This window comes from Gordonia sp. JH63, assembly GCF_009856645.1.
In the GTDB taxonomy this organism is placed as follows: domain Bacteria; phylum Actinomycetota; class Actinomycetes; order Mycobacteriales; family Mycobacteriaceae; genus Gordonia; species Gordonia hongkongensis.
Genome location: NZ_CP047235.1, coordinates 2,870,207 through 2,894,687, shown reverse-complemented (window position 1 = coordinate 2,894,687; position 24,481 = coordinate 2,870,207). Strand labels below are relative to the sequence as shown.

At 65.6% G+C, this 24,481-nt stretch carries 26 protein-coding genes; 9 read left to right on the top strand and 17 right to left on the bottom strand.

Going from position 1 to position 24,481, the window contains the following annotated elements; genetic code table 11:
* Positions 1-23 precede the first annotated feature (23 nt).
* On the bottom strand, positions 24-1,667 hold the full coding sequence (locus GR168_RS13015; RefSeq protein ID WP_159370905.1) for an alkaline phosphatase D family protein: 1,644 nt from the start codon (positions 1,665-1,667) through the stop codon (positions 24-26).
* 160 nt (positions 1,668-1,827) lie between these two features.
* Here GR168_RS13015 and GR168_RS13010 point away from each other — a divergent pair, with 160 nt between their 5' ends.
* Both GR168_RS13010 and GR168_RS13005 read left to right on the top strand, forming a co-directional pair.
* Positions 1,828-2,127, top strand: a complete 300-nt coding sequence (locus tag GR168_RS13010) for an antibiotic biosynthesis monooxygenase family protein (protein ID WP_058253492.1) — start codon at positions 1,828-1,830, stop codon at positions 2,125-2,127.
* A gap of 63 nt (positions 2,128-2,190) precedes the next feature.
* Entirely contained in the window at positions 2,191-2,874 is a 684-nt protein-coding gene (locus GR168_RS13005) for a DNA alkylation repair protein (protein ID WP_159370904.1), read from the top strand.
* A gap of 149 nt (positions 2,875-3,023) precedes the next feature.
* Here GR168_RS13005 and GR168_RS13000 read toward each other — a convergent pair whose 3' ends face one another.
* The 4 genes from GR168_RS13000 to GR168_RS12985 form a co-directional block, all read right to left on the bottom strand.
* Positions 3,024-3,896, bottom strand: a complete 873-nt coding sequence (locus GR168_RS13000; RefSeq protein ID WP_159370903.1) for a MerR family transcriptional regulator — start codon at positions 3,894-3,896, stop codon at positions 3,024-3,026.
* A gap of 66 nt (positions 3,897-3,962) precedes the next feature.
* Positions 3,963-5,318: an NADP-specific glutamate dehydrogenase gene (gdhA, locus tag GR168_RS12995; RefSeq protein ID WP_159371923.1), complete on the bottom strand. Its 1,356-nt coding sequence runs from the start codon at positions 5,316-5,318 to the stop codon at positions 3,963-3,965.
* 184 nt (positions 5,319-5,502) lie between these two features.
* Positions 5,503-5,760 carry a hypothetical protein gene (locus GR168_RS12990; RefSeq protein ID WP_231742623.1) on the bottom strand — a complete coding sequence of 86 codons (258 nt, stop codon included), beginning with the start codon at positions 5,758-5,760 and terminating at the stop codon, positions 5,503-5,505.
* Between the two features lie 557 nt (positions 5,761-6,317).
* Positions 6,318-7,313, bottom strand: a complete 996-nt coding sequence (locus GR168_RS12985; RefSeq protein ID WP_159370902.1) for an alpha/beta hydrolase family protein — start codon at positions 7,311-7,313, stop codon at positions 6,318-6,320.
* A 249-nt stretch (positions 7,314-7,562) separates the two neighbouring features.
* On the opposite strand from GR168_RS12985, the gene GR168_RS12980 reads away from it, so the two are divergent.
* Positions 7,563-8,939: an NAD-dependent succinate-semialdehyde dehydrogenase gene (locus GR168_RS12980; RefSeq protein WP_159370901.1), complete on the top strand. Its 1,377-nt coding sequence runs from the start codon at positions 7,563-7,565 to the stop codon at positions 8,937-8,939.
* Between the two features lie 94 nt (positions 8,940-9,033).
* Here the strand turns inward: GR168_RS12980 and GR168_RS12975 are convergent, their stop codons facing one another.
* From GR168_RS12975 to GR168_RS12965, 3 genes are all read right to left on the bottom strand, one after another.
* Positions 9,034-9,780 carry an MBL fold metallo-hydrolase gene (locus GR168_RS12975; RefSeq protein ID WP_159370900.1) on the bottom strand — a complete coding sequence of 249 codons (747 nt, stop codon included), beginning with the start codon at positions 9,778-9,780 and terminating at the stop codon, positions 9,034-9,036.
* A 166-nt stretch (positions 9,781-9,946) separates the two neighbouring features.
* Positions 9,947-10,474 (bottom strand): putative immunity protein, encoded by a 528-nt coding sequence (locus tag GR168_RS12970; protein WP_058253520.1) that lies wholly within the window; start codon positions 10,472-10,474, stop codon positions 9,947-9,949.
* Between the two features lie 24 nt (positions 10,475-10,498).
* On the bottom strand, positions 10,499-10,972 hold the full coding sequence (locus GR168_RS12965; RefSeq protein WP_159370899.1) for a helix-turn-helix domain-containing protein: 474 nt from the start codon (positions 10,970-10,972) through the stop codon (positions 10,499-10,501).
* 124 nt (positions 10,973-11,096) lie between these two features.
* Between GR168_RS12965 and GR168_RS12960 the strand changes: the two genes are divergently transcribed.
* Together GR168_RS12960 and GR168_RS12955 are read left to right on the top strand one after the other, a co-directional pair.
* On the top strand, positions 11,097-12,269 hold the full coding sequence (locus GR168_RS12960) for an acetyl-CoA C-acyltransferase (RefSeq protein ID WP_159370898.1): 1,173 nt from the start codon (positions 11,097-11,099) through the stop codon (positions 12,267-12,269).
* 130 nt (positions 12,270-12,399) lie between these two features.
* Positions 12,400-12,948, top strand: coding sequence for an ester cyclase (locus GR168_RS12955; protein WP_159370897.1), 549 nt, complete (start codon positions 12,400-12,402; stop codon positions 12,946-12,948).
* Between the two features lie 12 nt (positions 12,949-12,960).
* Here GR168_RS12955 and GR168_RS12950 read toward each other — a convergent pair whose 3' ends face one another.
* Entirely contained in the window at positions 12,961-14,547 is a 1,587-nt protein-coding gene (locus tag GR168_RS12950; RefSeq protein ID WP_159370896.1) for a plasmid pRiA4b ORF-3 family protein, read from the bottom strand.
* Positions 14,548-14,790: 243 nt separating this feature from the next.
* Positions 14,791-16,872: an MMPL family transporter gene (locus GR168_RS12945; protein ID WP_238994897.1), complete on the bottom strand. Its 2,082-nt coding sequence runs from the start codon at positions 16,870-16,872 to the stop codon at positions 14,791-14,793.
* A 101-nt stretch (positions 16,873-16,973) separates the two neighbouring features.
* Between GR168_RS12945 and GR168_RS12940 the strand changes: the two genes are divergently transcribed.
* On the top strand, positions 16,974-17,489 hold the full coding sequence (locus GR168_RS12940) for a MarR family transcriptional regulator (RefSeq protein ID WP_083207431.1): 516 nt from the start codon (positions 16,974-16,976) through the stop codon (positions 17,487-17,489).
* Positions 17,490-17,504: 15 nt separating this feature from the next.
* Here GR168_RS12940 and GR168_RS12935 read toward each other — a convergent pair whose 3' ends face one another.
* The gene (locus GR168_RS12935; RefSeq protein WP_065631654.1) at positions 17,505-17,798 is read right to left on the bottom strand and encodes a hypothetical protein; all 294 of its coding nucleotides are present in this window, start codon (positions 17,796-17,798) and stop codon (positions 17,505-17,507) included.
* Between the two features lie 168 nt (positions 17,799-17,966).
* On the opposite strand from GR168_RS12935, the gene GR168_RS12930 reads away from it, so the two are divergent.
* On the top strand, positions 17,967-18,416 hold the full coding sequence (locus tag GR168_RS12930; protein ID WP_238994896.1) for a GNAT family N-acetyltransferase: 450 nt from the start codon (positions 17,967-17,969) through the stop codon (positions 18,414-18,416).
* 98 nt (positions 18,417-18,514) lie between these two features.
* Here the strand turns inward: GR168_RS12930 and GR168_RS12925 are convergent, their stop codons facing one another.
* The 4 genes from GR168_RS12925 to GR168_RS12910 form a co-directional block, all read right to left on the bottom strand.
* Positions 18,515-19,126, bottom strand: coding sequence for an AAA family ATPase (locus GR168_RS12925; protein WP_068970446.1), 612 nt, complete (start codon positions 19,124-19,126; stop codon positions 18,515-18,517).
* Positions 19,127-19,194: 68 nt separating this feature from the next.
* A complete protein-coding gene (locus GR168_RS12920) occupies positions 19,195-19,725 on the bottom strand; it encodes a hypothetical protein (RefSeq protein ID WP_065631656.1) in 531 nt (176 codons plus the stop codon).
* 101 nt (positions 19,726-19,826) lie between these two features.
* Entirely contained in the window at positions 19,827-20,525 is a 699-nt protein-coding gene (locus tag GR168_RS12915) for a PE-PPE domain-containing protein (protein ID WP_223258861.1), read from the bottom strand.
* Positions 20,526-20,804: 279 nt separating this feature from the next.
* The gene (locus tag GR168_RS12910; protein ID WP_203235851.1) at positions 20,805-21,128 is read right to left on the bottom strand and encodes a hypothetical protein; all 324 of its coding nucleotides are present in this window, start codon (positions 21,126-21,128) and stop codon (positions 20,805-20,807) included.
* 615 nt (positions 21,129-21,743) lie between these two features.
* Between GR168_RS12910 and GR168_RS12905 the strand changes: the two genes are divergently transcribed.
* Positions 21,744-22,631 (top strand): DUF5996 family protein, encoded by an 888-nt coding sequence (locus tag GR168_RS12905; RefSeq protein WP_065631659.1) that lies wholly within the window; start codon positions 21,744-21,746, stop codon positions 22,629-22,631.
* Between the two features lie 113 nt (positions 22,632-22,744).
* Here the strand turns inward: GR168_RS12905 and GR168_RS12900 are convergent, their stop codons facing one another.
* Entirely contained in the window at positions 22,745-23,185 is a 441-nt protein-coding gene (locus GR168_RS12900) for an SRPBCC domain-containing protein (protein WP_065631660.1), read from the bottom strand.
* Between the two features lie 276 nt (positions 23,186-23,461).
* Between GR168_RS12900 and GR168_RS12895 the strand changes: the two genes are divergently transcribed.
* Positions 23,462-23,866: a DUF1801 domain-containing protein gene (locus GR168_RS12895; protein WP_068970457.1), complete on the top strand. Its 405-nt coding sequence runs from the start codon at positions 23,462-23,464 to the stop codon at positions 23,864-23,866.
* 25 nt (positions 23,867-23,891) lie between these two features.
* Here GR168_RS12895 and GR168_RS12890 read toward each other — a convergent pair whose 3' ends face one another.
* Entirely contained in the window at positions 23,892-24,194 is a 303-nt protein-coding gene (locus GR168_RS12890; protein ID WP_068970445.1) for a hypothetical protein, read from the bottom strand.
* Positions 24,195-24,481 lie beyond the last annotated feature (287 nt).

Below are 24,481 nucleotides of genomic sequence, written 5' to 3'. Positions count from 1 at the left end.
GGATTTCGTAGCAACAATGCGCGCTATGTGCGCTCTGTTGCCACGAATTCCGATGTCAGACAGATATTTCCGGCTCTACTCAGGGTCCCGTCCAGGTCGGGCTGCTCGAAAGTGACCTCGGCGAAGCGTCCCTGAACCGAGAGCGTCGCGATGGTGTTGCCGAACAGCGGGCCCAGGGTGTTTCGCCAGGCGACGGGCAGTTCGGGCGAGCCACCACGACGCGCCCAGCGCCGGACGACCGCGGCGAGCCGATTCGACCACCCCAGCCGGAAAACCGCCTTGATGTACGGCGGGATCGCGTTGTGCACCGGCGAACACACGAGCTGGTGGACGTCGGCGCTCGTTGTGTCCGGGAAAGTCGCACGCGCGGCATAGCTGTGGTGGACGTCGCCGGACAGCACGCTGACCGTCGCGGGCCCGGGGTCGCGCGCCGCAACCTGTCGGATCATCTCGCTGAGCCGGACGAAGGAATCGAAGAAGGCCGGCCAGTGCTCGAGGTCGGCCCCCTGCCGGATCTTCTCGGCCAGCTGTCCACGACGGCCCGGCCGCCGGGCGCCGATCTCGTTCACAGTCTCCGCATCACCGATGACCGGCGGGAGCAACCACGGCAGTGATGAACCCAGGACCAGGTGGTCGAGTCGCTCGATGTCGTCGTCGACCTGGCTCTCAACCCAATAGAATTCGTTGTCGCTCAGCATCTTTCGCGTTCCGTCGGACAGGATGCGACCGTTGCGGGAGTCGATCATGACCAGCCTGGTGTTGCCCAGGTTCCACCGGAAACTGAACCGGGCACCCTTGGTTCCGTCGGTTTCCCGGTCGGCACGATCCGCGACCTCGATCAGGTGGGGCCAGCAGTCACCGTCGATCTCGCGGACGCGGCGGTAGTCCTCGGACTCGGCGAGTTCGGCGGGGGAGAGGTTGCCGACGTGCTGATACACCCAGTACGACGCGAGGCCGGCGCGGATCCGGTCCTGCCACCACGGCTTCTCACTCATCTGCCGACGCCAGGTGTCCGAGGTGTTCCAGTCATCACGGATGTCGTGATCGTCGAAGATCATGGCCGTCGGCACCGTAGAGAGGATCCATCGGATCTCGGGGTCTCCCCAGGTGTGCCGATACAGTCCCTCGTACTCCTCGAAGTCGACGACCTCGTCGGACGGTCCGGCGGTCGAGGCCCGGCTCGACTCCAGCGACTCCTTCACCTGCGGGGTCAGCTCGTCCGCGTACACCTGGTCGCCGAGCAGAATGAGGGTGTCCGGCCACTCCTCCACCGGGAGGTGGCGCATTCGGACCGCGTAGCAGTCCAATGCGTCGAGTCCGAGCTTCTCGTCGAGCTTGGGGTCCTCGGCCCGCGGATACCGGCAGGACCCGAAGACGAACCGGTGCCGGTCCGCGGTGTCCGGTCCCCGGGTCCGGATCACGCTGGGCGGGAACTCGGTGTCCGGGAGGGGCCACTCGAGGGCGCCGTTGACGCGGACCTGATACTCGGAGACCGTGTCGGGCACCAGGCCGCTGACCTCGACCAGCGCGTAGTGGTGACCGGACACCTCGAACGTCCGGGTCGCACAGCCGAGGACTTCGACCTCGCCGGGTTCGTCGGTCTGCACCCAGATCAGCGCGGAGGTTTCGTCGACGTGCCGGAGGATCGGACCCAGAACCAAAGCCATTCGATCAGAGTAGGCCGTGGCGCAGCGTCGCGCGGCCACGTCGATCGTGAGCGATGAGTTCGCCGGGTCGTGCCGGTCTGCACTCCTGTCGCCCTCACCATAGCGGTGACGTCTCGCGCCGGGACACCGGTGCACCGGAGTATCGATGGAGGAGCAACCAATGGTGATCGTTGCCGGCAGTCTGCGAGTGGACCCGGACCAGCGCGCGGCGTACATCGCCGGCTGCGACGAGGTGGTCGGTGCCGCCCGTCGGGCACCGGGGTGTCTCGATTTCGCGATCTCCGCGGACTCGATGGACCCCGGCCGGATCAACATCTTCGAGCGCTGGGACTCGCAGTCGGCGGTCGAGGCTTTCCGTGGCGACGGGGTCGGCGAGGACCAGTCACGGGCGATCCGGTCGGCGTTCGTTGCCGAGTACGACGTCGCCGACGTGCGGATACTGGCGGGCCCTCCGGATTGATGAGCACACAACCCGCGGCGACATCGAGCGTCGTAGGCTGTGTGCGCACTTCCAGAGGGGATCATGACCGGAATGTCCGACATCCAACAGACTCTCGCCGACGTCCTCGGCGAGCTCCGCAGTCTCGACGACCCGCGGATCCGAGCGGTCAACGAGAAACACGGCGACGACCACGGGGTCAATCTCACGAAGCTCAGGGCGATCGCGAAACGACTGCGAACGCAGCCCGAACTTTCCGCAGAGCTGTGGGCGACGGGCGACACCGCGCCGCGTCTGCTCGCACTGTTGATCTGTCGCCCGCGGGCGTTCGACCCCGCGCAGCTCGACACGATGATCCGCGAGGTCGACCGGCCGAAGGTCCACGATTGGCTCGTCAACTACGTCGTCAAGAAGAGTCCGCATGCCGAGGAGTTGCGGAGGTCGTGGATGGCCGACGCCGAGCCCGGTGTCGCCGCGGCGGGATGGGCCCTGACCGCTGATCGAGTGGTCAAGAAGCCCGGTGACCTCGACACGGCCGGGTTGCTCGACACCATCGAGTCCGACATGGGGAACGCACCGCCACGCCTGCAGTGGGCGATGAACACATGCCTGGCGACCATCGGCATCGAGAATCCCGACTTCCGTTCCCGTGCAATCGACATCGGTCAGCGGTTGCGAGTGCTGGAGGATTACCCGACCTCCCCGGGCTGTACTTCGCCGTATGCGCCGGTCTGGATCGCCGAGATGGTACGGCGCAGATCGCCGTGACCTGAGCGGCTGCTCGTTGCCCCGTCGCTCAGGCCTCGGATCTCACGGGCCAGGACTGTCTCGCCGCTGCGTCCGAGGGTCACCGCCTCGGTGAGTGCGTCCATCGTTGGGTCCGTGCCGACGTCGGTCAAATCAATCAGATCCTCTGCTCAGTCATTGTGGCGGCTGTGGGAAACCGGCATGACGACCAAGGTGAGGTCGCCGCCGTCTGCGGACCGAATCGTCATCGGGAGGTCCCGATTGCGGACGTCGATCATCATCTCGGCCCCAATCGACACATGGACCGCGGGGTAGAGCGTCGAGACCTCGAACCACAGTGCGATCGGGGGGCCGCAGGTCTCGGCTGGCACGACGGCGAGTTGTGCCGACGAGGCGTCGCTCAGTGTGAGCGCCGCCGACGTGAAGTCCAGGTGCACCCGGTCGGTTGCACAGCGCTCCAACGATTGCAACACAGCGGTTTTCGCGACACTCGCGCGCATGGTCACCGTGGGCAGGGCTTCGATCATCACCTGGTGCGCGGGAAACGGCCCGTCGAGTAGGCGGCACCATAGATCGTCCCGACCGTCGAGCCGGAATCGAACTGCGCCGGCCACGGCGTCGATGACGACGACGCCGCCCCGTGCCAGGTCGGACAGACCATCACGGAGGTCGGCCGCACACAGCGTTCTCGACTCCGCGGCGATCGACATCTTGATCGTCCTGGCCTCGCGCCGAATCCGATCGGCATCGGCTGCGACGGTCCGCACGTGCTCGTCGATCAGTCCGCCGGCGGTACCCGGCTCGGCGGCGAGGACCGTGCGGATGTCGGCGAGCGACATCCCGATCTCGCGGAGTCGCCGGAGTGCGATCGCGTGCCGCTCCTGCGACGCGCTGTACTGGCGATATCCGGTCGACGCGTCGACGGCGGCCGGGGTGAGCAACCCCGAGTCGTCGTAGAACCGCAGCGCGGACGCGGTCAAACCGGTGCGTTGCGCGAACGCGCCGATCGGGACGAGTTCGCTGACTTCGGGAACGGAGGGCATATCGCAGATCATCCGGCTTCGACCAACCTGAAGGTCAAGAGGAAGCGAGTCGGCGTCCGAATCGGGTCAGATGAGACCGAGTGCGAGCATCGCGTCGGCCACGCGAGTGAACGCCGCGATATTGGCACCGGTCGCGTAGTTGCCCGGCGCCCCGTATTCGTCTGCCGTGTGCAGGCAGTGGTCATGGATGGCCGTCATGATCTCCGACAATCGGTCCTCGGTGTGCGCGAACGTCCACGAATCCCGAGAAGCGTTCTGCTGCATCTCGAGTGCGCTCGTGGCGACGCCGCCCGCGTTCGCGGCCTTGCCCGGGGCGAAGCCGACGCCGGCGTCGGCGAAGATGCGCACCGCCTCGGGGGTGCTGGGCATGTTCGCGCCCTCGGCGACGATGCGACATCCGTTCTTCGCCAGTTGAGTGGCGTCGACCCCGTTCAGTTCGTTCTGCGTCGCGCAGGGGATGGCGATGTCGGTGGGCACACTCCACATCGATCCGGTGTCGACGTGACGGGCGGACCCGCGGCGGGCGTCGGCGTAATCCGAGATACGGCCGCGCCGAACGTTTTTGATTTCCTTGAGCAGTTCGAGGTCGATACCGGCATCATCGACGACGTAGCCCCCGGAGTCCGAGCACGCGATCACGCGACCGCCGAGTTGTTGCACCTTCTCGATGGAGTAGATCGCCACATTGCCCGAGCCCGAGACCACCACGGTCTTGCCGTCGAGGTCGTCGCCGGCCGCGGCGAGCATCTCGCGGACGAAGAACACCACGCCGTACCCGGTCGCCTCGGTGCGGACCTGCGACCCACCCCAGGCGAGTCCCTTGCCGGTGAGCACGCCGGACTCGTAACGGTTGGTGATGCGCTTGTACTGGCCGAAGAGATAACCGATCTCCCGACCGCCGACGCCGGTGTCACCCGCGGGCACATCGGTGTACTCGCCGATGTGACGGTAGAGCTCGGTCATGAACGACTGGCAGAACCGCATGATCTCCGCGTCGGAGCGTCCCTTGGGATCGAAGTCGGCGCCGCCTTTGCCGCCGCCGATCGGGAGCCCGGTCAGTGCGTTCTTGAAGATCTGCTCGAACCCGAGGAACTTGACCACGCCCAGGTAGACGCTCGGGTGGAATCGAAGGCCGCCCTTGTAGGGACCGAGTGCGGAATTGAACTCGACCCGGAACCCGCGGTTGATCTGCACCTGTCCCTGGTCGTCGACCCACGGCACTCGGAAGATGATCTGGCGCTCGGGCTCCGTCAGTCTCTTGATGATCCCGGCGTCCGCGTAGTGGGGATGTTTCGCCAAGACCGGACCCAGACTGTCGAAGACCTCCCTGACGGCCTGGTGGAACTCGGCCTCCCCAGGGTTCCGCGCAACAACCTGCGCGTACAGATCGCTGATCTTCTCGTCGAGCACGATGGCGACCACTTCCTTCTCCGTAGGTGTGGGACGGCGACGTGCCCAGGTGAGCACGCCGCCACCCGCACCCTATCGAGTGACAGGAATTCGACCGCAGACCGGTCCGTCGGACGACGACCGCGGTGTGTCCGCAGTGAGGTGGTCGGACCCGCTCACCTGCGGAGCAGTCCGGTCGGGCACCGCTATGCGCGGATCACGCGCGGGCCAGAACAGGTCGTCGCACCTGGAGCGACGGATGTCGGGTCACGATCTCATGCCTGGACGTCGGATCGGCACCAGTGGTGAGCGTCAGGATCCAAGGCACCGACTCGGTGTCGTCGGACACCCACGGATCCAGTTCGAGGTGGGCCAGGATGTCGCGTGACAGGCTCTCGAGTCTCGCGACGGTCAGTCGTCCGGACGAGTCCGCGAAACCGCAGCACACATCCCGCCCCTCGGGTACTCCGAACACGTCCACGTCGTTCTCGCGGTGCCATTGCCGTCGGAGGAGCAACGACTCCGACTCCTCGACGACAACCGAACACCTGGCGGGGTGGGGAAAGGCGTCGTGCGCGCGAGTCGACGCTTGCTTGACGAATTCTCTGACCCGACCGGGGGAGCCACACACGCGTATTCGGCACTCCATCACAACGGCTTTCACGGCCACTCTTCCTTTCGCTGCTACCGGCCATCTGCGACCGGTGCCATGGACTCTAGCCCAGAAAAAAATAAAAGCCAGTCCGGCGCATTTCGCGGGCGCACAGTAAATGAAAAGTACTGTGTTACAACGTATGAAGTCGGCACCAGATCGGACGGGATGGACTTCTGTCGTTTCTGGGCTATGGTCACGACGAGAGCGGGATCGACCCGCTGTAGACCACGACCGATTCGAGGAAAAATGGCGGAAAAGAATTCGAGCTCGAAAAAGCGACGGCAAGAACTCAAGGAACGTCGTGAGCGAAAACGGGCACTCGAGGATGTCTCGTTGATTCGGAAGAGGAAAAGCGCGCGTTGACGCCGACGCTCGCGTCAGCCCGCGCTTTTCAGTGCCCGGGCGATCGTGGGCCAGGCTCGGTGCAGATCCTGGTTCCAGTAACCCCACGAGTGGAGACCGGCACGGAAGTCGTAGGTGATGTCGACCCCGGCTCGGTCTGCGCGACGCTTGAAGCTCTCGGTGCATCGGGCGACGATGCCCTCGAGCACGCCTCCGACGGGTGAGGCCAGCCCGGCCAGCCCGAGGGCCGGGTCGGGCAGACCGTTGCCGACCGCTACATACACGGGCTTACCGCGTAGCGCGGACACGTGACCGGCGGGATTGTGGGCATCCCAGTTGTCGTGATCGAGCGGGCCCCACATGTTCTCCGGGTTCCCACCCCTCGTCGTGACCGATGTGGCGGTCGCCTGCCGGAACTCCGGCGACCCTTGATCGAGGCACCCGCTGAAGGCGACCACACCCCGGTAGAGATCCGGGTTGCGGACCGCGATCGACATCGCGCCCAGCGCCCCCATCGACAGCCCGCCGATCACGTTCCGTCCGTTGCCCCGGAAGCGTCCGTCGACCAGCGGAGGGAGTTCCTCGGTCAGGAAGGTCTCCCACATGTTCCGACCCAGGACGGGATCGATTCGGCGCCAGTCGGTGTAGTACGAGCCCGTACCCCCGATGGGCAGAACCACGTTGACCTTCTTGTCGGCGACGAAGCGCGCGATGTCGGTCTGGAAGGTCCACCCGCTCTGCGTGTAGCTGGTGTAGACCCCACCGTCGATGCCGTCGAGGAGGTACACGGTCGGCCGTGGGCCGGTCCGATCGCGGGGGGCGAGCACGCTCACCCGAACGGGCCGCTTCATGGCGGCGGAATACACGGTCATCGTCGTGCGTGTCGCCGTCTCCGAGGACACCGCAAGGATCCGCGCCGAGTCGCCGAGCCTCGGTGGAGTCGCCCCCGCCGGCTGACCCGTCGAGACGCTCGCGACGACCGCGATCAGAAATGCACAACCGAGCCCTGCGGCTCGCTGCCAGCGTGACACTCTTCGTTCCCCCTCGGACACTGCCGTCACGACCGGCGACCCACCCCCAGGTCGACGTCCGGCATTCGCCGCGTGTCGGTCGATCACGGGTCCGGACACGGACCGCGGACCCATTAGAGCAGGTCTGGGGCCGCCGTGTGACCGAAGCGCGCCGACGACCGAGGTTTTGCGTACAGGGACCCGGGTACCCGAATGATCCCGGGCTGTGGACAGTCGGGATTCACACGACAGAGGAAGGTAGGTGCTCTGGTGGGCACATATGTCACCGCGAATCCGACCACCGGTACGACCGATCGGGAATTTCCCGGACTGAAGGACGACGAGGTGGCCGGCGTGGCCGAACGGTCACTCGCGGCATACCAGGAGTGGCGAGCGACCGAGGCATCCGAACGGGCCGCAATTCTCTCCCGGACCGCTGACGAGTACGAGAGGCGAGCCGATGAGCTCGCGGCCGTCATCACGACCGAGATGGGCAAACCCGCCAAGGAGGCGGCGGGAGAGGTCCAGCTGGCCGCGGACATCTATCGCTGGTATGCCGAGCACGGACCGGATCTGCTCGAGACCGAGGCCCTCGACCCGCAGGGCGCGGATGCGTCGATAGTGCAGGCCGCGCCGATCGGACCACTGGTGGGCGTGATGCCGTGGAACTACCCCTACTACCAGGTCGCACGTTTCGTCGCGCCGAACCTGTTGGCCGGCAACACCGTCATTCTCAAGCATGCGTCGATCTGCGCGGCGTCGTCGGCGCTGATGGCTGAGATCCTGCACGACGCGGGTGTCCCTGCCGACGCGTACATCAACGTGTACGCGAGCAGTGATCAGATCGCAGACCTGCTCGCGCACAACGCGATACGCGGTGTATCGCTCACCGGCAGTGAGAAGGCGGGTGCAGCCGTGGCGAAGGTTGCCGCGGAGAACCTGAAGAAGTCCGTGCTCGAGCTCGGCGGTTCGGACCCGTTCATCCTGCTCGACTCCGCCGACATGGAACGCACGACGAAGATCGCGGCGGGCGCACGGCTGTCGAACGCGGGCCAGGCGTGCAACTCGCCGAAACGGTTCATCGTTCTCGACGAGTTGTACGACGACTTCGTCGACGGTGTGGTCAAGCAGTTCGAGTCGACGGTGGTCGGTGATCCGTCCGACGATTCCACTCAGATGGGTCCGCTGTCGTCCCTGTCGGCGCGCGACACCGTGGCCGAACAGGTCGAGACCGCGGTGAAACAGGGCGCCACCCTGCGGACGGGTGGGAAGCCGCTGGAGCGCGACGGAGCCTTCTTCGAACCCACTGTGCTGACGGACATCACCCCGGACATGGACGCCTACTCCGAGGAGATATTCGGGCCCGTCGCGATGGTCTACAAGGTGTCCTCCCCGGAGGACGCCGTGGCGCTCGCCAACGATGTCGAGTTCGGATTGAGCGGCTCGGTGTGGAGCGGCAACATCGGCAAGGCCGAGGAGGTCGCCGACCAACTCGAAGTCGGCATGGCGTATGTCAACGAACACGGCACCACGCTGCCCGGCCTTCCGTTCGGCGGGGTGAAGCGGTCCGGCTACGGTCGCGAACTCGGGCGTTGGGGCATGGGCGAGTTCGTCAACACCAAGCTGCGTCGCACCGCCTCCCAGTAGCCGGGCGATCGGCGACGGCCGGACGGGCCGATGCGGAAAGCGTCGGCCCGTCTCGCCGTCCGGCTCGTGATCCGGCGGTCGGCCGTCCGACGTGTCAGCCGTTGGTCTGACGCGCCCGGTCGACCGCGACGGCCACCCCGTGATGCCACGGCACCCCGTGGCCGGGAAGCAAAGACTTCGCATCCGTCGCTGCCAATGCGTCGAGCGACGCCCGGTTGCGATCGAGGTCGGCGGTTGCGGAACCGGCGATCATACGCGGGCCGGTCGCCGCGGTGTACGGATCGAGGGTGACGAGCGCGTCGCCGGCGATGACCGCGTCACGTAACGGAAAGTGCAGCGACACATGGCCGTAAGTGTGACCGGGAGTCGGCACCACCTGCGCGTCACCGGGGAGCAGGGCATCGTCGCCGAAAGGCGTCACATCCAGGTGATCGACGCCGCGCACCGTGAACGCACCGGCCGCCGCCATGCGTCCGAGCAGGCGTAGCGAACGCGGATGACGAAGGGGCACTCCGAATCTGGTCGCGTTCTGGTGCGCGTAGCGGTAGGGGTGGGACGCCAGCCACGCATCGTCGCGATGGACGTGGACCGGGATCCGCCACTCGCGCGCCAGGCGGCGCGCGGTGCCGACGTGATCGAAATGACCATGGGTGATGATCAGGTCGGAGACGGCATCGGTGTCACGGCCGAGTTCCCGGATGGCCTTGACGAGGGGTTCGTACGAACGGGGGAGTCCACAGTCGACGAGGATCAGCCGGTCCTGGTCCTCGATCAGGTACTGATTCGTGTAGGCGTACTCGAGCCAGTGGATGCCGGGGACGACGCCACGATGGAAGGTCATGTCGAGACGCGTACCCGGTGGTCGCGGCAGCAAACCGGGACGACCGTCGAAGTTTGGACAAGACCGGGGGTTTCTGTAATCACCCCGGCCTCTGGCTCGACATGCGGGTTACAGCACCGCAGGAGCGTGACTGCGACAGTAACAGGAACACCCCGGTGAACGCGAATCACCGATCGCCGACCTGCTGTCGATCGTCGATGAAGACCTGCCAGCACAGGTCATTGCGGGCATGTTGGTCGTCGAGCACCAACTCGCGTACCCGAACAGGGAGATGTTCTCGCTGCCAAGCGCATTCGTGTCTACCCGCGTCGACCCCGTGTGCGGACCGGACTGCCTTGATCGCGTACGCCGCGGCACCGAGGTCGTGCGATGCGACGTGCGCGGTCACCGCCGCTTGCCCGGCGGCGTAGGCGGCGAACCGCGGTGCGCCACGTAGATCGCGGGCGGCACCCATGGCGTGTCCGCCGGCGGCGCGCGACTCCATCATCGCCAGCTCGCCCCGGGTCCACGCGCGGACCGCCGCGATGGCCTCCCTGGGGCGAGCGTCATCCGGCCGTGCCGACTCGAACAAGGGCAGAACGTGCTCCGCACACCGTGCCGCCCAGAGCGCCAGCAAGTGGTGATCGGCGTCGGTGAGTGTCCCGCCACGACGGATGGTGACCAAGCGGGGGTCGAACACTGTGGGGAGGATCATCGCGACCTCTCTGCCGGCACGGACTCAGCGGCGGCGCCGGGCGATTCGCACCTCGACGTCCTCGGGTGTGAGAACCGCGGTGGGTTCGGCGACGACGCCCACGCGTACGGGCGCCTGGGCTCGGTCGGTGACGGTGAGCGGCGGGCCGTCGGGCTGCAGATGGTCGTTGCCCCACTGCATCAACGACATCACCACGGGAAACAGATCGCGGCCCATGTCGGTGAGCTGATACTCGAACCGTTCGCGCTGCCCGGCGTCGCGGTAGGGGACCTTGGTGAAGATCCCGGCCTCGGTGAGTTCGCGCAGGCGGGCCGACGCGACCGCGTCGCTGATCCCGACCCGCCGGCTGAACTGATCGAACCTGGTGGCGCCGTAGAAGGCCTCCCGCAGGATAAGGATCGCCGACCGGGTGCCCACCAGGTCGATCGCCTTCGCGATCGAGCAGCCGCTCGCCTCCCAGCTGTCGCGTTCGGCCAGCGGGCCCTTCAGGTGCATCATGCCCCCAGCCTACCCTGACTTGACAAGACCATAGCCAGAGCGTAGACCTGACTTTGGCAGACAAAAGTCAGCCATCATCCGGATCGGGTTGCGTTCCGATCCGCACACTGACGGAGGATCAGTCATGAGATCTGCGGTCATCGTCGACGCTGTTCGCACACCCATCGGCAAGGGCAAGCCCACCGGCGCCCTCCACGACGTTCATCCCGTCGACCTCCTCGCGCACAGCCTCCGAGCAGTCGTGGACCGTTCGGGTGTCGATCCCGAACTCGTCGACGACGTGATCACCGGTGTCGTCAGTCAGGTGGGGGAGCAGAGTTTCAACATCGCGCGGCGCGCGCTCCTGGCCGCCGGCTACCCCGAATCCGTGCCGGGGGTCTCCGTCGACCGCCAATGCGGAAGCGGGCAACAGGCCATCGCGTTCGCCGCGCAGGGCATCATCGCGGGCACGTACGACATCGCGGTCGCCGCGGGTGTCGAATCGATGTCCCGTATCCCGATGGGCTCGGCCGTTGCCGGTACCGCCGATCTCAACGGACGGGCGTTCGGCGAACGATACCCGCAGGGCCTCGTGGGTCAGGGGATCTCGGCGGAACTGATCGCCGCCCGCTGGGACATCTCGCGACGCGAGATCGACGAATTCTCGCTGCAGTCACACGATCTCGCCGCCACCGCCACCAAGAACGGACTCTTCGACGACGAACTCGCCCCCATCGCGGGGCTGACGTCGGACGAGGGCATCCGGCTCGGGGGCAACCTCGACGACCTCGCCCGGTTGCGACCGGCCTACTACGACGAGGCGATCGCGAACCGGTTCCCCGAGATCGACTGGCGGATCACCGCGGCGAGTGCGAGTCAGATCAGCGACGGGTCGTCGGCGGTGCTGCTGATGAGCGAGGAGAAAGCCGCCGAACTCGGTCTGCGTCCGCGCGCTCGTGTGCACACCATCGCGGTCGCCGGTGACGACCCACTCCTGATGCTCACCGGCATCATCCCGGCGACGCGGAAGGCACTGTCACGCAGTGGTTTGCGAGTCGAGGACATCGACCTGTTCGAGGTGAACGAGGCGTTCGCGCCGGTGGTACTGGCGTGGTCGCGGGAGTTCGGGGTGGACGTGGATCGAGTCAACGTCAACGGCGGTGCGATCGCGCTCGGCCACCCGCTGGGTGCCAGCGGTGCCCGCCTCGCGACCACGGGACTGAACGCGCTGGAACAGCGCGGCGGTCGTTACCTCCTGCAAACGATGTGTGAGGCAGGCGGATTGGCCAACGCGACGATCTACGAGCGACTCGGCTGAGCCGTCGGCGGTCCGGGCGGACGTGCTCGTCGTCCATTCGGCGAATCTCGGTCGCACACGGTGCGTCCGCCCGGTACCGTGATTGCGCATACCCGCTGTTCGGAGCGGGGCCGATGACTGCGGGGACCTCATGAACCCAACCGACCCGAATGCAGCAGCGCTCGTCGCGACGCGGGAGGCCACCGTTCTGGCGCATCTCGAGGCCGAGAATCGGCACGACGTCGGTGCCACGCTGGCGACGTTCAAAGACGGCGCGGCACGTACCGAGTTGCCCGGTGAGATCGCCGATGGCCACGACGCGGTGTCGGCCTCGTATCACGAACTGTTCACCGCATTGCCGGACATGCATTTCGATGTCGACCCCGAGACGCTGTGCCATCACAACGATCGAGTCATCTGTGAGACGCGAGTTCGCGGAACACATCTGGGCCCATATCGCGGCCTTGCCCCGACGGGTCGGTCTCTCGACCTGCCCATCGTCGCGGTGTTCACCTTCGCGGGCTCAGATCTGGTTGCGGAGCGCGCCTACTTCGACCGTTTGAAAATGTTCATGCAGCTCGGGGTCGCGCGGGATCCGAACACCCTCGCCGGCCGGATCGCCACGCTGCTCAATCGCCCGATCACGGTCATCGGCGCTGCTGTCCGACGCCGAACCAACCGGTCCGCCGCGTCGGCTTAAGCCCGCTGTGGATCACACGCCTAATCGGCGCCTGACCACATCGATGTCGAACGACGTCGGGTCGAAGGCCGAACCAGGTGTCAGGCCCGCCCACTCGCGTAATTCCAGATGGCGCGGGTGCGTCTCATCGTTGACGGCCTCGATGAAATCCGCCCATCCGGGAACTCCGCCGACATCCTCGAACGGGGCGGTTCCGCCGCCGGCGACGATCGACACCGGCGGTTCGCCGTCATTCATCGGGGTGAATGCCTCGACGACAATGCTCACTTCCCAGCCGTCCCCGAAGTCGTACTCATAGGACACCACGTCGCCGGGCTCGTCGACCAGCTCACCCAGAGTCGAGTCGAAGACGGACTCCGTGTACCTGCCGGCCCGTGCGGTGCCCATCGCCTCGTCTGATAGATACCGGTGCTCGTGGCCGAAGCATGGAGTCGTGAACGCGTAGAGATGCGCATCGTTCCAGGCGAATGCAGCTTGCAGCACTTCGTGGAGTTCGTTCAATGGAACCAGCGCGAGTATTCGAATCCGTCGCCAGACTCTGGGTCGGACGCCGGCGAGTTCGGCGCGCACAGTGATCATGGTCGTCGCCTCCCCGCTTTCCGGAATGTGACGTTCCGGAAATCCGTCCCACACAGCGGGTCGCAACCCCTTGGGGACGACGTAGTCACCGTCATCGTTGAGGACGAGCCACCCGTCCTCGATGATGTGCTCGACGCGAGAATGAGCCTTGGGAATCTCCGGTGAGATCAGCCCGTCATCGCGCAGGGCGGCGAAGCGATCGGCGGCAAACGGCATGATCGTCAGCCCGTGGTATACGACGCGCGCGACGATACCGTCCACAAACTGTGCCTTTGCACTCGAATCAGAGGTCAACGCCCTGCCGACGGCCGCAGCCAGCGTGCTGCGTCGCGTCGTCAGCGACTGTGGTCCACGCCAGTACGCGGCCGCCGGGCCCGGGTAGACATGGGATGAAGTGATTGCGATCAACTGGGCATCCCGGGCGAGCTCCCAGATCTCGGCAAGAACGCGATGATGTTTCATTGCCTTGAGTGCTGCTGACGGTTGCTCGATCTGAAGGGCCTGCAGAAGGTCCGGAAGCAGTGCCGGCTTGAGCCATCCACTCGGCGTCACCGGCCGTTTGTGGCCGATCCAGTCCATCAACACATCGAGCCGCTGCAAAACCCGAACCGTTTCCAGTGCATCGCGCTCGGCGGAGCTGTCGATGTCGTCGACCTCGACCTTCAGCCCGCCCATGGAGTCGAGGAGGTATCCCTGGCAAGCCCCCATCACGACATCGGCGCTGATGGCTCCTGTCCACCTGGAAGTGGTGACGAGGAAATCGATGAACAGGCGCAGTGCGAAGACCGCGATGCTTGCCGGTAAGGCGTCGTCCTCTTCCTCTTCCATGTACTCGGCGAAGTCGATTGCCGCATCGACCTCATCGAGCGACCACTCGGTGGGCCGATGGTCTGGCAATGCGTAGCCGACGGCAAAGTCCAGCGCTCTGACGGCGTCGACGATGGCTGCCTGCTTGTCCGGATCGTCTTCGAATTCCTCGCTGGGCAGCCATCGTTCGAACTCGCGCAACAGGACGCCCATCTCCGAGGTGTCGCGACCCCGGATCGGGATCACGTTGCTGTTTCGGCGGGCAGCCCGCTTCTTCGCCTTCTCGGTCCGCTTGGCGCCACGGGACTGCTTGTTCTTCCGGCTCATCGGGACCGATCCTATCGCGAGCACCGCCGTCATCGGCCAGGTCGAGTGCTGATCCTGCCAGCGGTCGAACGGTCCCGGCTCCTGAGGGCCGGGACCGTCGGCTGTTCGGTATGAAGAGTCCGGACTTTCCTAGCTCTGCCTTGGTCCTGCCTCCACCAACTCGTCGTCCTCCGGGACATCCTCCTTCTTGGCCAGCGCGCTGGGCCACCACACGGGACGGCCGATGTCGTAGACGAGCGCCGGGACGAGCAGGGTCCGGACGATCAACGCGTCGAGGAGGACGCCGAAGGCGACGATGAACGCAATCTGCGCCAAGAAGATCAGCGGGATGACCGCCAGGGCGGAGAACGTCGCCGCGAGGACCACGCCGGCCGAGGTGATGACTCCGCCGGTGACCGTGAGCCCACGGAGAACACCTCGGCGCGTACCGATCTGCAGTGCTTCCTCGCGGACGCGGGTCATCAGGAAGATGTTGTAGTCGATGCCCAGCGCGACCAGGAACACGAACGCGAACAGCGGCACGACCGGGTCGGCGCCGGGGAATCCGAGTATGTGGTTGAACACGATCGACGAAATTCCCAGAGTCGCCGCGAAACTCAGGATGACGGTGGCCATCAGGAGAATCGGGGCGACGATCGCCCGGAGCAGCGCGCACAGGATGAGCAGCACGACGATGCTGACGATCGGGATGATCAGGTTCCGGTCGTGGATGGCCGTCGTCTTGGTGTCAAGGTCGACCGCGGTAGGACCGCCGACGAGCGCGTCGGCGCCGTTGACGTTCCCCACCGCGTCGCGAAGACGCTCGATGGTCTCCTCGGCGGCCAGGGAATCGGCCGGATCGGTCAGGGTCGCCTGCAGAGCGACCCGTCCGTCGACCGTCTTGGGGGCGCCGCCCGGATCGGTGACCGGGACGACCTCGGCGACGCCGTCGACATTCGCCGCCGTGTTCTGCACCTGCTGCAGCGATGCGGCGTCGGCGATGATGACCGCGGGTGAACCGTCCCCGGCGTCGAAGTGGGCGGTGAGGACTTCTTGGCCCTCCTGCGACTCCACCGCTACGAGGAAGGTGTCGGACTGCGCGACACCGTCGGCCTTGAACTGGGGGAGGAACAACGCGAAGAGCACGAGGAGCAACGTCGTTGCCACCCAGAAGCGCCGGGGGTGCCGTCCGATCCGGTTCGCCAAGGCGCCCCAGAAGCGATGGTTGCTGCTGTCCTCACGCTGCGCCGACGCCGGGTCGACGACCGGTCGCTTCGGCCAGAAGGCACTGCGTCCGAGCAGGGTCAGTGCCGCGGGGAGGAACGTCATCGACGCCAGGAACGACGCCGCGATACCGATCGCGGCAACGGGACCGAGACCGCGGTTGGAGTTCAGATCCGACAGCAGGAGGCACAACACACCGGCGATGACCGTGCCGGCGGAGGCGGCGACGGGTTCGAGGGTCGCGCGCCACGCGGCCCGCATGGCGTCGTACTTGTCGGCGGTGAGTCGCAGTTCTTCTCGATAGCGGGACACCAGGAGCAGGGCGTAGTCCGTCGCCGCACCGAACACGAGGATGAAGAGGATGCCCTGGCTCTGGCCGTTGAGGGTGAGCACGTCGTTCGACGCGAGCACGTAGACCAGCAGACTGGCGAGCCCCAGCGCGAACACGGCGGACACGATCACGACGAACGGCAGGATCGGACTGCGGTACACCACGATGAGGATCAGGATGACGACCGCGCCGGCAACCAGTAGCAACAAGCCGTCGATCCCGCCGAACGCCTCGGTGAGGTCGCCCGCGATGCCTGCGGGTCCGGTCACATACACCGACAGTCCCTCGGGCGGGCCGTTCGCGAGTTCCGCACGCAGAGCCTCGATGCTTTCCGAGATCTCCCCGGAGGAGTCGACGGGCACGATCATCTGGATCGCCTGACCATCCTGCGAGCGGATCGGCGGAGACGTTCGCTCGGAGATCCCGTCCGTGCCGGCGACCTTGCCCACCGCCTCGGACACGAACGCGAGGTCGGCGTCGGTGATGCCGCTCGTACGTTCGGCCACCACGACGGCCGGGATCTCGGAGGAGTCCACGAAGTCCGCTTCCAGGCGGGAGACCTCGGTGGCTTCGGCGGATGCGGGCAGGAACGACGTGTTGTCGTTCGCCTGTACGTCACCGAGTTTTCCGGCGAACGGTCCGCCGACAGAACCCAGGGCCAGCCATCCGATGACCAAGAGGGCTGGCAGAATCCATCGCAAGCGACTGACTCGTCGAGCAGAGGTGGGTGGGTTCACGGGCTTCCGTTCGTCGGTTGCGGGTGGAGTGCGTGAGCACCATGATGTTCAGCAGGCTGAACAATTGCAAGTCTGCGGGGTGTGACGTAGAGAATCGGCAGGACAAGGTGGACGACGGAAACGACGGGATGGACGGGTGGCCGACCGGTCGGCTGCTGTCGGTGGCGGCACGGCTCGTCGAGCACGCCTGGGAGGCGGTACTGCGGGAGTACGACATCTCGAGCGCTGGACTCGTCGTCCTCCATGTGGTGAGCACGGGACCGGCCACCCAGCGCGAGGTCGCCAAGAAGGCCAGGGTGACCGATCAAACTGCGAGCCGCACCATCGAGCGACTGGAACGGATGGGTTACGTGCGGCGTCAGGTCGATCCCGACGATGAGCGGAGAAAGCACGTGAGCGCGACTCCGGCCGGTGCCGAGGTCTACCGCGCATTGCTGGAACGGGAGCGAACCGACCCGGCGCTGATCGCGTCCATCGGCGCGTCAGAACCGGAACTCCGTCGATTGTTGCTCGAACTGATTCGCGTGCAACAGGATCGGAGCTCGGGGCCGTCATAGCGTCGCGTCGGTTGCTCAACCCGCGTCGCGGGCTGCTTCGAGTCCGGCGACGAGTGCGTCGACCTTCGCCCGGTTCTCCGCCGACGTCATCAGCCCGACGAACGGCGGGCGCGAGAAGGTGAGGGTCACCTGGAGGAGCTGTTCGCGTTCACCGCCGAACAGCTTCTTCCGTCGGTTGGTCTCGGTGACCTCCGCGGAGACGAACGATGCTGCCGGCAACCGGGTCTTGGACGTGCCGCCGCGGAGTTTCTCGAACCACTCGCCATCGAGTACGACCGTTTCGTTCGACAGACCATGGATCTCGAGCACGTGCTACCCCTCGCCCTGCGGATTGTGTCGTGATCACGATATCCGCCGAGAACGGCGATGCCGGGGTTTGCGGCAGATCACAACACCGTTGCCCTTCGACGCCGGCGCGCACTACTGTGCCGATCGTGCATACACCGACCTGCTGGGCCCGCGCTCGTTCGGCGACCCGTGGCTGAGGTGAGACTTCGGCAGGCCGACGACGCCGACACGGACCGCCTCGTGGCCGTGTGGCGTTCGGCGGTCGAGGCTACGCATCACTTCCTGACTCCTGCCGACATCTACGGCTACGCGGATCGGCTCGCACGTGACTACTTTCCGGCGGTCGAGTTGGTCGTCGCGGAGGCCGACGGAGTGGTCGTCGGCTTCAGCGGAACCGCAGAGAATCGGCTCGAGATGCTGTTCGTCGATCCGGCCGCCCACGGGCGGGGCATCGGCACGGTGCTGCTCGATCACGCGGTCGCGCACGGCGGCGTCGACGAACTCGACGTCAACGAACAGAACCCGGGCGCCGTGGAGTTCTATCGGCGCAGGGGGTTCGAGCAGGTGGGCCGCTCGCCGGTGGATTCCGACGGCCGGCCGTTTCCGTTGCTGCACTTTCGGCGCGCCGGGGTCCCGTGAGACCTAGTTTCACGCCGCGGCGAATCGCGGGTGCAGAACTTGTTCACCGTCACCACGGCCATTCGAGGCCTCTAGAAGTCTCGCGGACGAGTGTCGGCTCACGTTCGGATGTGTCGAACTGCGACTGCTGCCCTACGCAGCTGATAACGCGCCGAAGACAAACGGGGACGGGAGAGTTCGAGTCCGGCATCGTCGGCGATGTGCTCGACAACTTGGTCGACACTGCGTTCGTCTGCTGGCACATGGCTTGCGAATCGGTCCTCGCCAAGCCGGGCGACGCACCTCCCAGTCTGTTTCATCGCCCAGGTCTCATCGGCGCCGAGGATGGGGCCGAGACGGTGAGCAAGGCGGGCTCTGAGACGTCGATGGATCACTTCGACGGAAGCGGTCAGGGTGTAGTGCCTGACATCGACGCCATGCTCTTTGAGTCCACCGACGATCTCGTCGAAGTACTCAGCGTCGACGAGCGTCATGGGAACGATCACCGGGGAGTCGCTGGATTGTTCGGCATCCAAGAGGGTTTGGGTGACGCCCGTGCGCCACTGCGGTAGGTCCTGAAAATCGTCGCGCCGGGCGGGCGGCAGCATCTTGTGCATCGCGAATCCGAGGAGTTCGGGATCGGCCACGTGCGACGCAGTCAGCCGGCGGTGAAGCTCGTGTGCGGTCTGTGTCTTACCGACGCCGAAGGCGCCGTTGATCCAGATCAACATGACGTGAGGTTACCGACAGGTGGGCAGCGCTTCCGGTGAAGCGGTCAGGGGCGATGTCGGTCCGCCGGTCAGGATTCGTGCCTCCGGTCTTTCTTGGTCTGACGTCGCGCACCGGCGGCGATGGTCGAGGCCTCGTACTTCTTTCGACCGGGTGATTCGCGGGTGTCGTCGGTCCGGATTCGTCCCGACGACGCCACTTTGCCCTTGCCCTTGTCCTTGCCTCTGCCCTTGCCGGTGTCCTTTTGAGATGTCGGGCTGTCGGTACGCGCCCGGACCAGTCGCTCGGCCTTCAATTCGAGAGCGGCGTCTCGAGAAACCCTGGCCAGTCGACGGCTCACGCGGCTCAAGGCGTCCTCGAAGACCTCGGCTTTAGCGGCGTTCCGGGCATTTGCTGCTTTCGCGCTCCCACGGCCGCCTTTGGTCTTGACTTTCTCAGCACCCGCACGGCGGTAGAGGGTGACGTGCTTGTTCCGTGCGCGCCGGATTCGCGAGTGCAGATCGATCAGTCCGTCCTCGTCGAGGCCGGCCATCTGTGATTTCTTGGTCTCGCGGACGAGTACATATTCGCTTTCGGACAGGGAATTCAGGGTCTTTTTCATGCCGGTCCTCGCTCGTCATGCCGTCACGTTGCAGTCCTGATGTTAGGTGCCGGCGCGCGCTCGAACTTCGGTTCTGTCCGATTCGGGTCAGATGAACCGGCTCAGGTGTCAGAGGGGGCCGGCGGCGAACCCATCGGCCGGTCGTAGGCTTTCTCGACCTCCGGACGAAGTCGTGCGTCCTCTTCGGCCTTGCGGGCGGCAGTCGTCCACATCTGGGTGACCATGGGCAGGTAATAGGTTGCCGGGGCGCCGAGAATGTAGGTGGCGTTGCCTTCGACGAACGTCTTGTTGGCCGGATCGTCGAGCCCGATCATGCTGTAGTCGTTGTGTACCGGGCGGCCTTCACCACGTCCGCCGACCGAATCCGACGCACTGTGGTTTCGTCGGGCGGCGTCGTTCATGAGGTCGCGGTTGGGTGCATCGGCCCAGAAATCGTATTGTCGCGCAACTATCTTGACGGTGTATCGGGTGTCATCGGGAAAGTTGTTGCCGCCGTAGTCCGCGCGGCATCCTCCCTGGTTGGCGCAACCGTTGTATTTCGATTCGAGATCACCGGTCAGGACGAACGTCACTGTGGCAGGGTCGATGTCGCTGGTGGGACCGTAGGTGCGCAGCCAATCATCCTGAACTTGCGCGCCTTGACTGTGTCCGACGACGATCTTCCGCCCGGGGATCTCGTGCAGCATCTCGTTCAACTTGTCGCGTCCGCGGTGGGTGTTCGTCGCGCCGGGAAAGTTGTTGTACGGCACGTTCACCACTCGATTGGGTGGTGCGAACAGCTCACCGCGCAGCCAGTTCATCGGAAGCGAGCGGAAGGCCGGGTCCAGTGTCAGCACTGTCGCCCCACCCGGGCCCGGCGCTGCACCTGCGACATTCGGTGTCCATTGCCCGATTCCGATTGCCACAATGAGCACCAGGACTATTCGCGAATATTGCTTCATTCTAAGCCGCCTCAGAGGTCTGACGAATGTCTATCACATCGCAAATCTCGCCGGGGGGATGCGAGAAAAGGGACGGCGGTCCGACGATAGGCGTTTAACGCTGTTGTTTGCCGATTTGTATCGCGAATAGACCCGGAATCACACCGAATCGGGTGCGTAGAACTTCGCGGTGGCCGCAGCCGCGGCCGCGACCTGCGCGGGTTCACCTCCGGCCGCGAGGTGTGCCTCTCCCCAGGCCGCCGCGCTACGGCGGATGAACTCGCGTCCCTCGGGAGACTTCTCGATTGCTTCGTGGTCAGCGGTTTCGCCATCGACGAGCAGCCGGGTCAGACCGAGGAGCAATAGATCCCAACCGACCCCGCCGGCACCTGGTCCGTACGTCGCGAACAAGGGTTCTCCGACGAATGCTGCATGGATGAGCTCCAACTCGGTGCCGCCTGCCTGGCCGGGGGAGAGGCGCACCCGCACTTCACTGGTGCTAGGCCACTCGTTGGCGTCGGGACGTAGAGCCAGGTCACCGTGAGGAGGTGCGGGGGGAGTGGACCAGCCATTCGTCGACGTCTCGCAATGGACCGGGTGGTCGACCCACTAGTCGCCGCCACCCGAGCTTCCGCCAGAGGAATCGGAGCCGCCGTCGCCTGACCATCCGCCATCGAAACCGAACCAACTCGAGGACGAGTCGGAGCTTCCCGTATGACGACTGTGCGGCGGCCGGGACGGAGCCCCCGCTGGCCTCTCGGCCCCTCGGCCTTGCACGTGCCTGTTCGCCCCGAAGTCCCGTATTGCGATCGGGAGCACCAGGGCGAGCACGAAGAGCAAGGCGGCTACGACGACGATCAGCCAATCCGGCGCCCCGAGTAACGCGGTGACGATGGTGGTTCCGATCGCGACGAACATCAAGACCGTTCCGAGCGTGATGCGCGGCAATGCTCCTCCTTGATAGCGACGTCGAGGTCGTGTCCGACTGCCGTCTCCGCGACAGGTTACGCAGGTGTTCGTCGGTGTCTCCGTCGAAACTTCACAGGGCCGACGGCTCATCGGCACGTTCGAGTTGACGCGTCCGGGATCATTGGCGACATGGAAACCAAATACGAGGCTTGGCCCGCACTACCGGTGGAGTCGTGGGTCGACACAAGGGACACCGTCCAGTTGTGGACCCAGATCGTCGGCAAGACGCGTCTCGCTCTCGGACCCGAGGTCAACCACTGGTGGGGCGTACCGCTGTATGTGGACGCGCGTGGCCTGACCACGTCCCTGATGGCCGTCGGAGACCGCGGCCTCGAGATCCGCTTCGACTTTCTGGACCACCAGCTGCTCTTCCTCGTCACCGATGGCAGCACCCGTCAGATGAAGCTGGAACCGCGGACGGTCGCCGATTTCTACGCGGAGTACACCGCTCACCTCGCCGACCTCGGCTTCGACATCGCCATCGTCGGTACCCCCGTCGAACTGCCTGATGCGACCCCGTTCGCCGAGGACACCGCCCACTCGTCGTACGACGCCGACGCCGTGTCTCGGTTCTGGCGGTCTCTCGTCAGTGCGCACCGCGTGCTGTCGGAGTTCCGCGGCCGCTTCCGCGGCAAGTCGTCACCGGTCCACTTCTTTTGGGGCGCTTTCGATCTGGCCGTCACACGGTTCTCGGGACGCAGTGCACCCCAGCATCCGGGTGGGGTGCCGAATTGCCCCGACTGGGTGATGCACGAGGCCTACAGCGACGAGGTGTCGAGCGCGGGCTACTGGCCGGGTGGCGCCGAGGAGGGGGCCTTCTACGCCTACGCCTACCCACATCCCGAGGGCTACGACACGCACCCGGCGGTCGAGGCTCCGGCGCGGTGGGATGCCGCACTGGGCGAGTACATCCTGCCGTATCAGCTTGTACGCCAATCGCCGGACCCGGACGCCGTGGTCCTGAAGTTCCTCGAGCAGACTCATCGAGCGGCGGCGGAGACGGCGGGCTGGGACTAGACGCGAGCCGGCGGCGGACGTTTCCGACGTCCAGACGTCGAGGTCTGTTCATCGTTCGTCCTGGCCGGTTGCAATCTCGCTCAGCGGCGCCGCTCGCCACCTAACCCCCGAGCCTATCCGGCGAGCAGAGCGTCCAGCGCTTCGAACGCCGCGCGCCAGCCGGCGGCCGCGTACTCGTACTGCTCGTCGGTGAGGTTGCCACCGGTTTGGCTGAAACGGATCTCGGTGCCGTTGTCGACTGCCATGAAGTCAGCGGTGAGGAGTTCACGTTCATCACCCGGCTCGTCGGTCATCGTCAGTACGAGTCTGTTCGGTCGGCTGACCTCGACGTACTCACCGCGCCAATGGACTTCGGGGAAATCGCCCCCAACGATCATTGTTGCTGCCCAGGTGCCCCCGGGTCGGGCGTCGAGCGATACCGATTCGACGGGGACCTGGTTCGCGCTGCCGCCGAAGAACTCGGCGAACAGAGCCGGCGTCGTCCACGCGTCGAACACGGCGGCGGGAGAAGCGTTCAGTGTGTAGGTGAGGGTTGCCCCGGTTGCGTCCGTCATGGTGTGACTGCCTTCTGGTCGTCGACGTCGGCCGACATCGATGTTTCGCCGCGGACGGCTCGGTCCGCAGGAGGGCAGACCCTCGTTGCTCGCAGAACTCATCGGGCTCACGGCGGGGAGGGTGCGGTTGGGCAGAAGCAGTCGGGCGAGTCCTGATCGGTGCCGATCTACCAATCAGGTCTGCTAGTTTCTCGGCGACGTGCCATTCCAGGCGAAGAGAACCGGTGGGTATCGATTGTGAACGAAGAACCGCGAGCCGGCGGCAAGGCGCCCGCGATGAGGCCGTCCGAGGCGCCGATCGAGGAAGTGCTCGACCGAGCAGTCGGTCCACGTCGGGACGAGGCCGATGAACTGGTCGCCTTGCTCGGTGAGATCTCCGGACACCGGCCCGTCCTCTGGGCCGGCCGCATGATCGGCTTCGGCGAGTACGAGTACCGCTACGCCAGCGGGCATGGCGGTCGGGCGCCGGAACTCGCTTTCGCGCCCGGCCCGAAGAATCACACCATCTACCTGGTCAGCGACTTCGCCACGCAGTGGCCAGATCTCATCGACCGGCTGGGAAAGTGTCGCGTCGCCAAGTCGTGCCTCCACGTCACTCGGCTCCGAGATGTCGATCTCGCAGTGCTGACAACGCTTCTCGAACGATCGTTGGCGCAGACACGCTCGTCCCACGGAGGTTGAGATCACCGCGGGTCCGGTATCCCGCTCAATCGAGATATCCGGTCTCCGGGTTGATGTTCGAGAGGAACTCCCTGATCGACTCGCGGTGGTCGCGAATCGTCGGCAGGGGGAGTGGCAGCGGGGCGGGCGGGAGCCCGTCGTCGCTCTGCCACGCAACTCGCGGCCCGCTGGAGCCGAAGCCGTACCCAGGGTTCGGGCCCGACGTCCACTTGCTTGAATACCCACCGTCGGCACGGACTGTCACTTGAAACAGTTCTCCGTCGACGACCAGATCGACCGGGCAGTCAGCCGGCGCCGGGCGCCAGTCATCGTTCTGTTGCGCAATCATTCGTGGGACGTTAAAGACTCACAGCAGTACTCGCATGGCATTTTCCCGCAAACGGGGGGGCGTGACTCTGAGTGGTGATCAGTGGCCGGGAAAGTAATCCGGCCCGGGGTCATCCGCGGCCGCGGTGGTCGACGCGAGACCGCAGGCGATGCCAGCGCGGCATCAGTTTCCTTAGCGTTCGGTGGGTGGTCACGAGGTCGCGGCGCCGTGCAACCGGGCGGCTTGTCGTCACGAGTTCAGATTGTCGCGCCGCGACTGTCACGGGGTCACCCCGAAGCGGCTCGGAA

Coding starts and splice junctions, on each gene's coding strand:
- GR168_RS12890 (WP_068970445.1), bottom strand. CDS start 24,194: ATGATTGCGCAACAGAACGATGACTGGCGCCCGGCGCCGGCTGACTGC.
- GR168_RS12960 (WP_159370898.1), top strand. CDS start 11,097: ATGAGATCTGCGGTCATCGTCGACGCTGTTCGCACACCCATCGGCAAG.
- GR168_RS12940 (WP_083207431.1), top strand. CDS start 16,974: ATGATGTTCAGCAGGCTGAACAATTGCAAGTCTGCGGGGTGTGACGTA.
- GR168_RS13000 (WP_159370903.1), bottom strand. CDS start 3,896: ATGCCCTCCGTTCCCGAAGTCAGCGAACTCGTCCCGATCGGCGCGTTC.
- GR168_RS12950 (WP_159370896.1), bottom strand. CDS start 14,547: ATGGGCGTCCTGTTGCGCGAGTTCGAACGATGGCTGCCCAGCGAGGAA.
- GR168_RS12975 (WP_159370900.1), bottom strand. CDS start 9,780: ATGACCTTCCATCGTGGCGTCGTCCCCGGCATCCACTGGCTCGAGTAC.
- GR168_RS12905 (WP_065631659.1), top strand. CDS start 21,744: ATGGAAACCAAATACGAGGCTTGGCCCGCACTACCGGTGGAGTCGTGG.
- GR168_RS12970 (WP_058253520.1), bottom strand. CDS start 10,474: ATGATCCTCCCCACAGTGTTCGACCCCCGCTTGGTCACCATCCGTCGT.
- GR168_RS12900 (WP_065631660.1), bottom strand. CDS start 23,185: ATGACGGACGCAACCGGGGCAACCCTCACCTACACACTGAACGCTTCT.
- GR168_RS13005 (WP_159370904.1), top strand. CDS start 2,191: ATGACCGGAATGTCCGACATCCAACAGACTCTCGCCGACGTCCTCGGC.
- GR168_RS12915 (WP_223258861.1), bottom strand. CDS start 20,525: ATGAACTGGCTGCGCGGTGAGCTGTTCGCACCACCCAATCGAGTGGTG.
- GR168_RS12895 (WP_068970457.1), top strand. CDS start 23,462: ATGAGGCCGTCCGAGGCGCCGATCGAGGAAGTGCTCGACCGAGCAGTC.
- GR168_RS12920 (WP_065631656.1), bottom strand. CDS start 19,725: ATGAAAAAGACCCTGAATTCCCTGTCCGAAAGCGAATATGTACTCGTC.
- GR168_RS13010 (WP_058253492.1), top strand. CDS start 1,828: ATGGTGATCGTTGCCGGCAGTCTGCGAGTGGACCCGGACCAGCGCGCG.
- GR168_RS12925 (WP_068970446.1), bottom strand. CDS start 19,126: ATGTTGATCTGGATCAACGGCGCCTTCGGCGTCGGTAAGACACAGACC.
- GR168_RS12955 (WP_159370897.1), top strand. CDS start 12,400: ATGAACCCAACCGACCCGAATGCAGCAGCGCTCGTCGCGACGCGGGAG.
- GR168_RS12965 (WP_159370899.1), bottom strand. CDS start 10,972: ATGATGCACCTGAAGGGCCCGCTGGCCGAACGCGACAGCTGGGAGGCG.
- GR168_RS13015 (WP_159370905.1), bottom strand. CDS start 1,667: ATGGCTTTGGTTCTGGGTCCGATCCTCCGGCACGTCGACGAAACCTCC.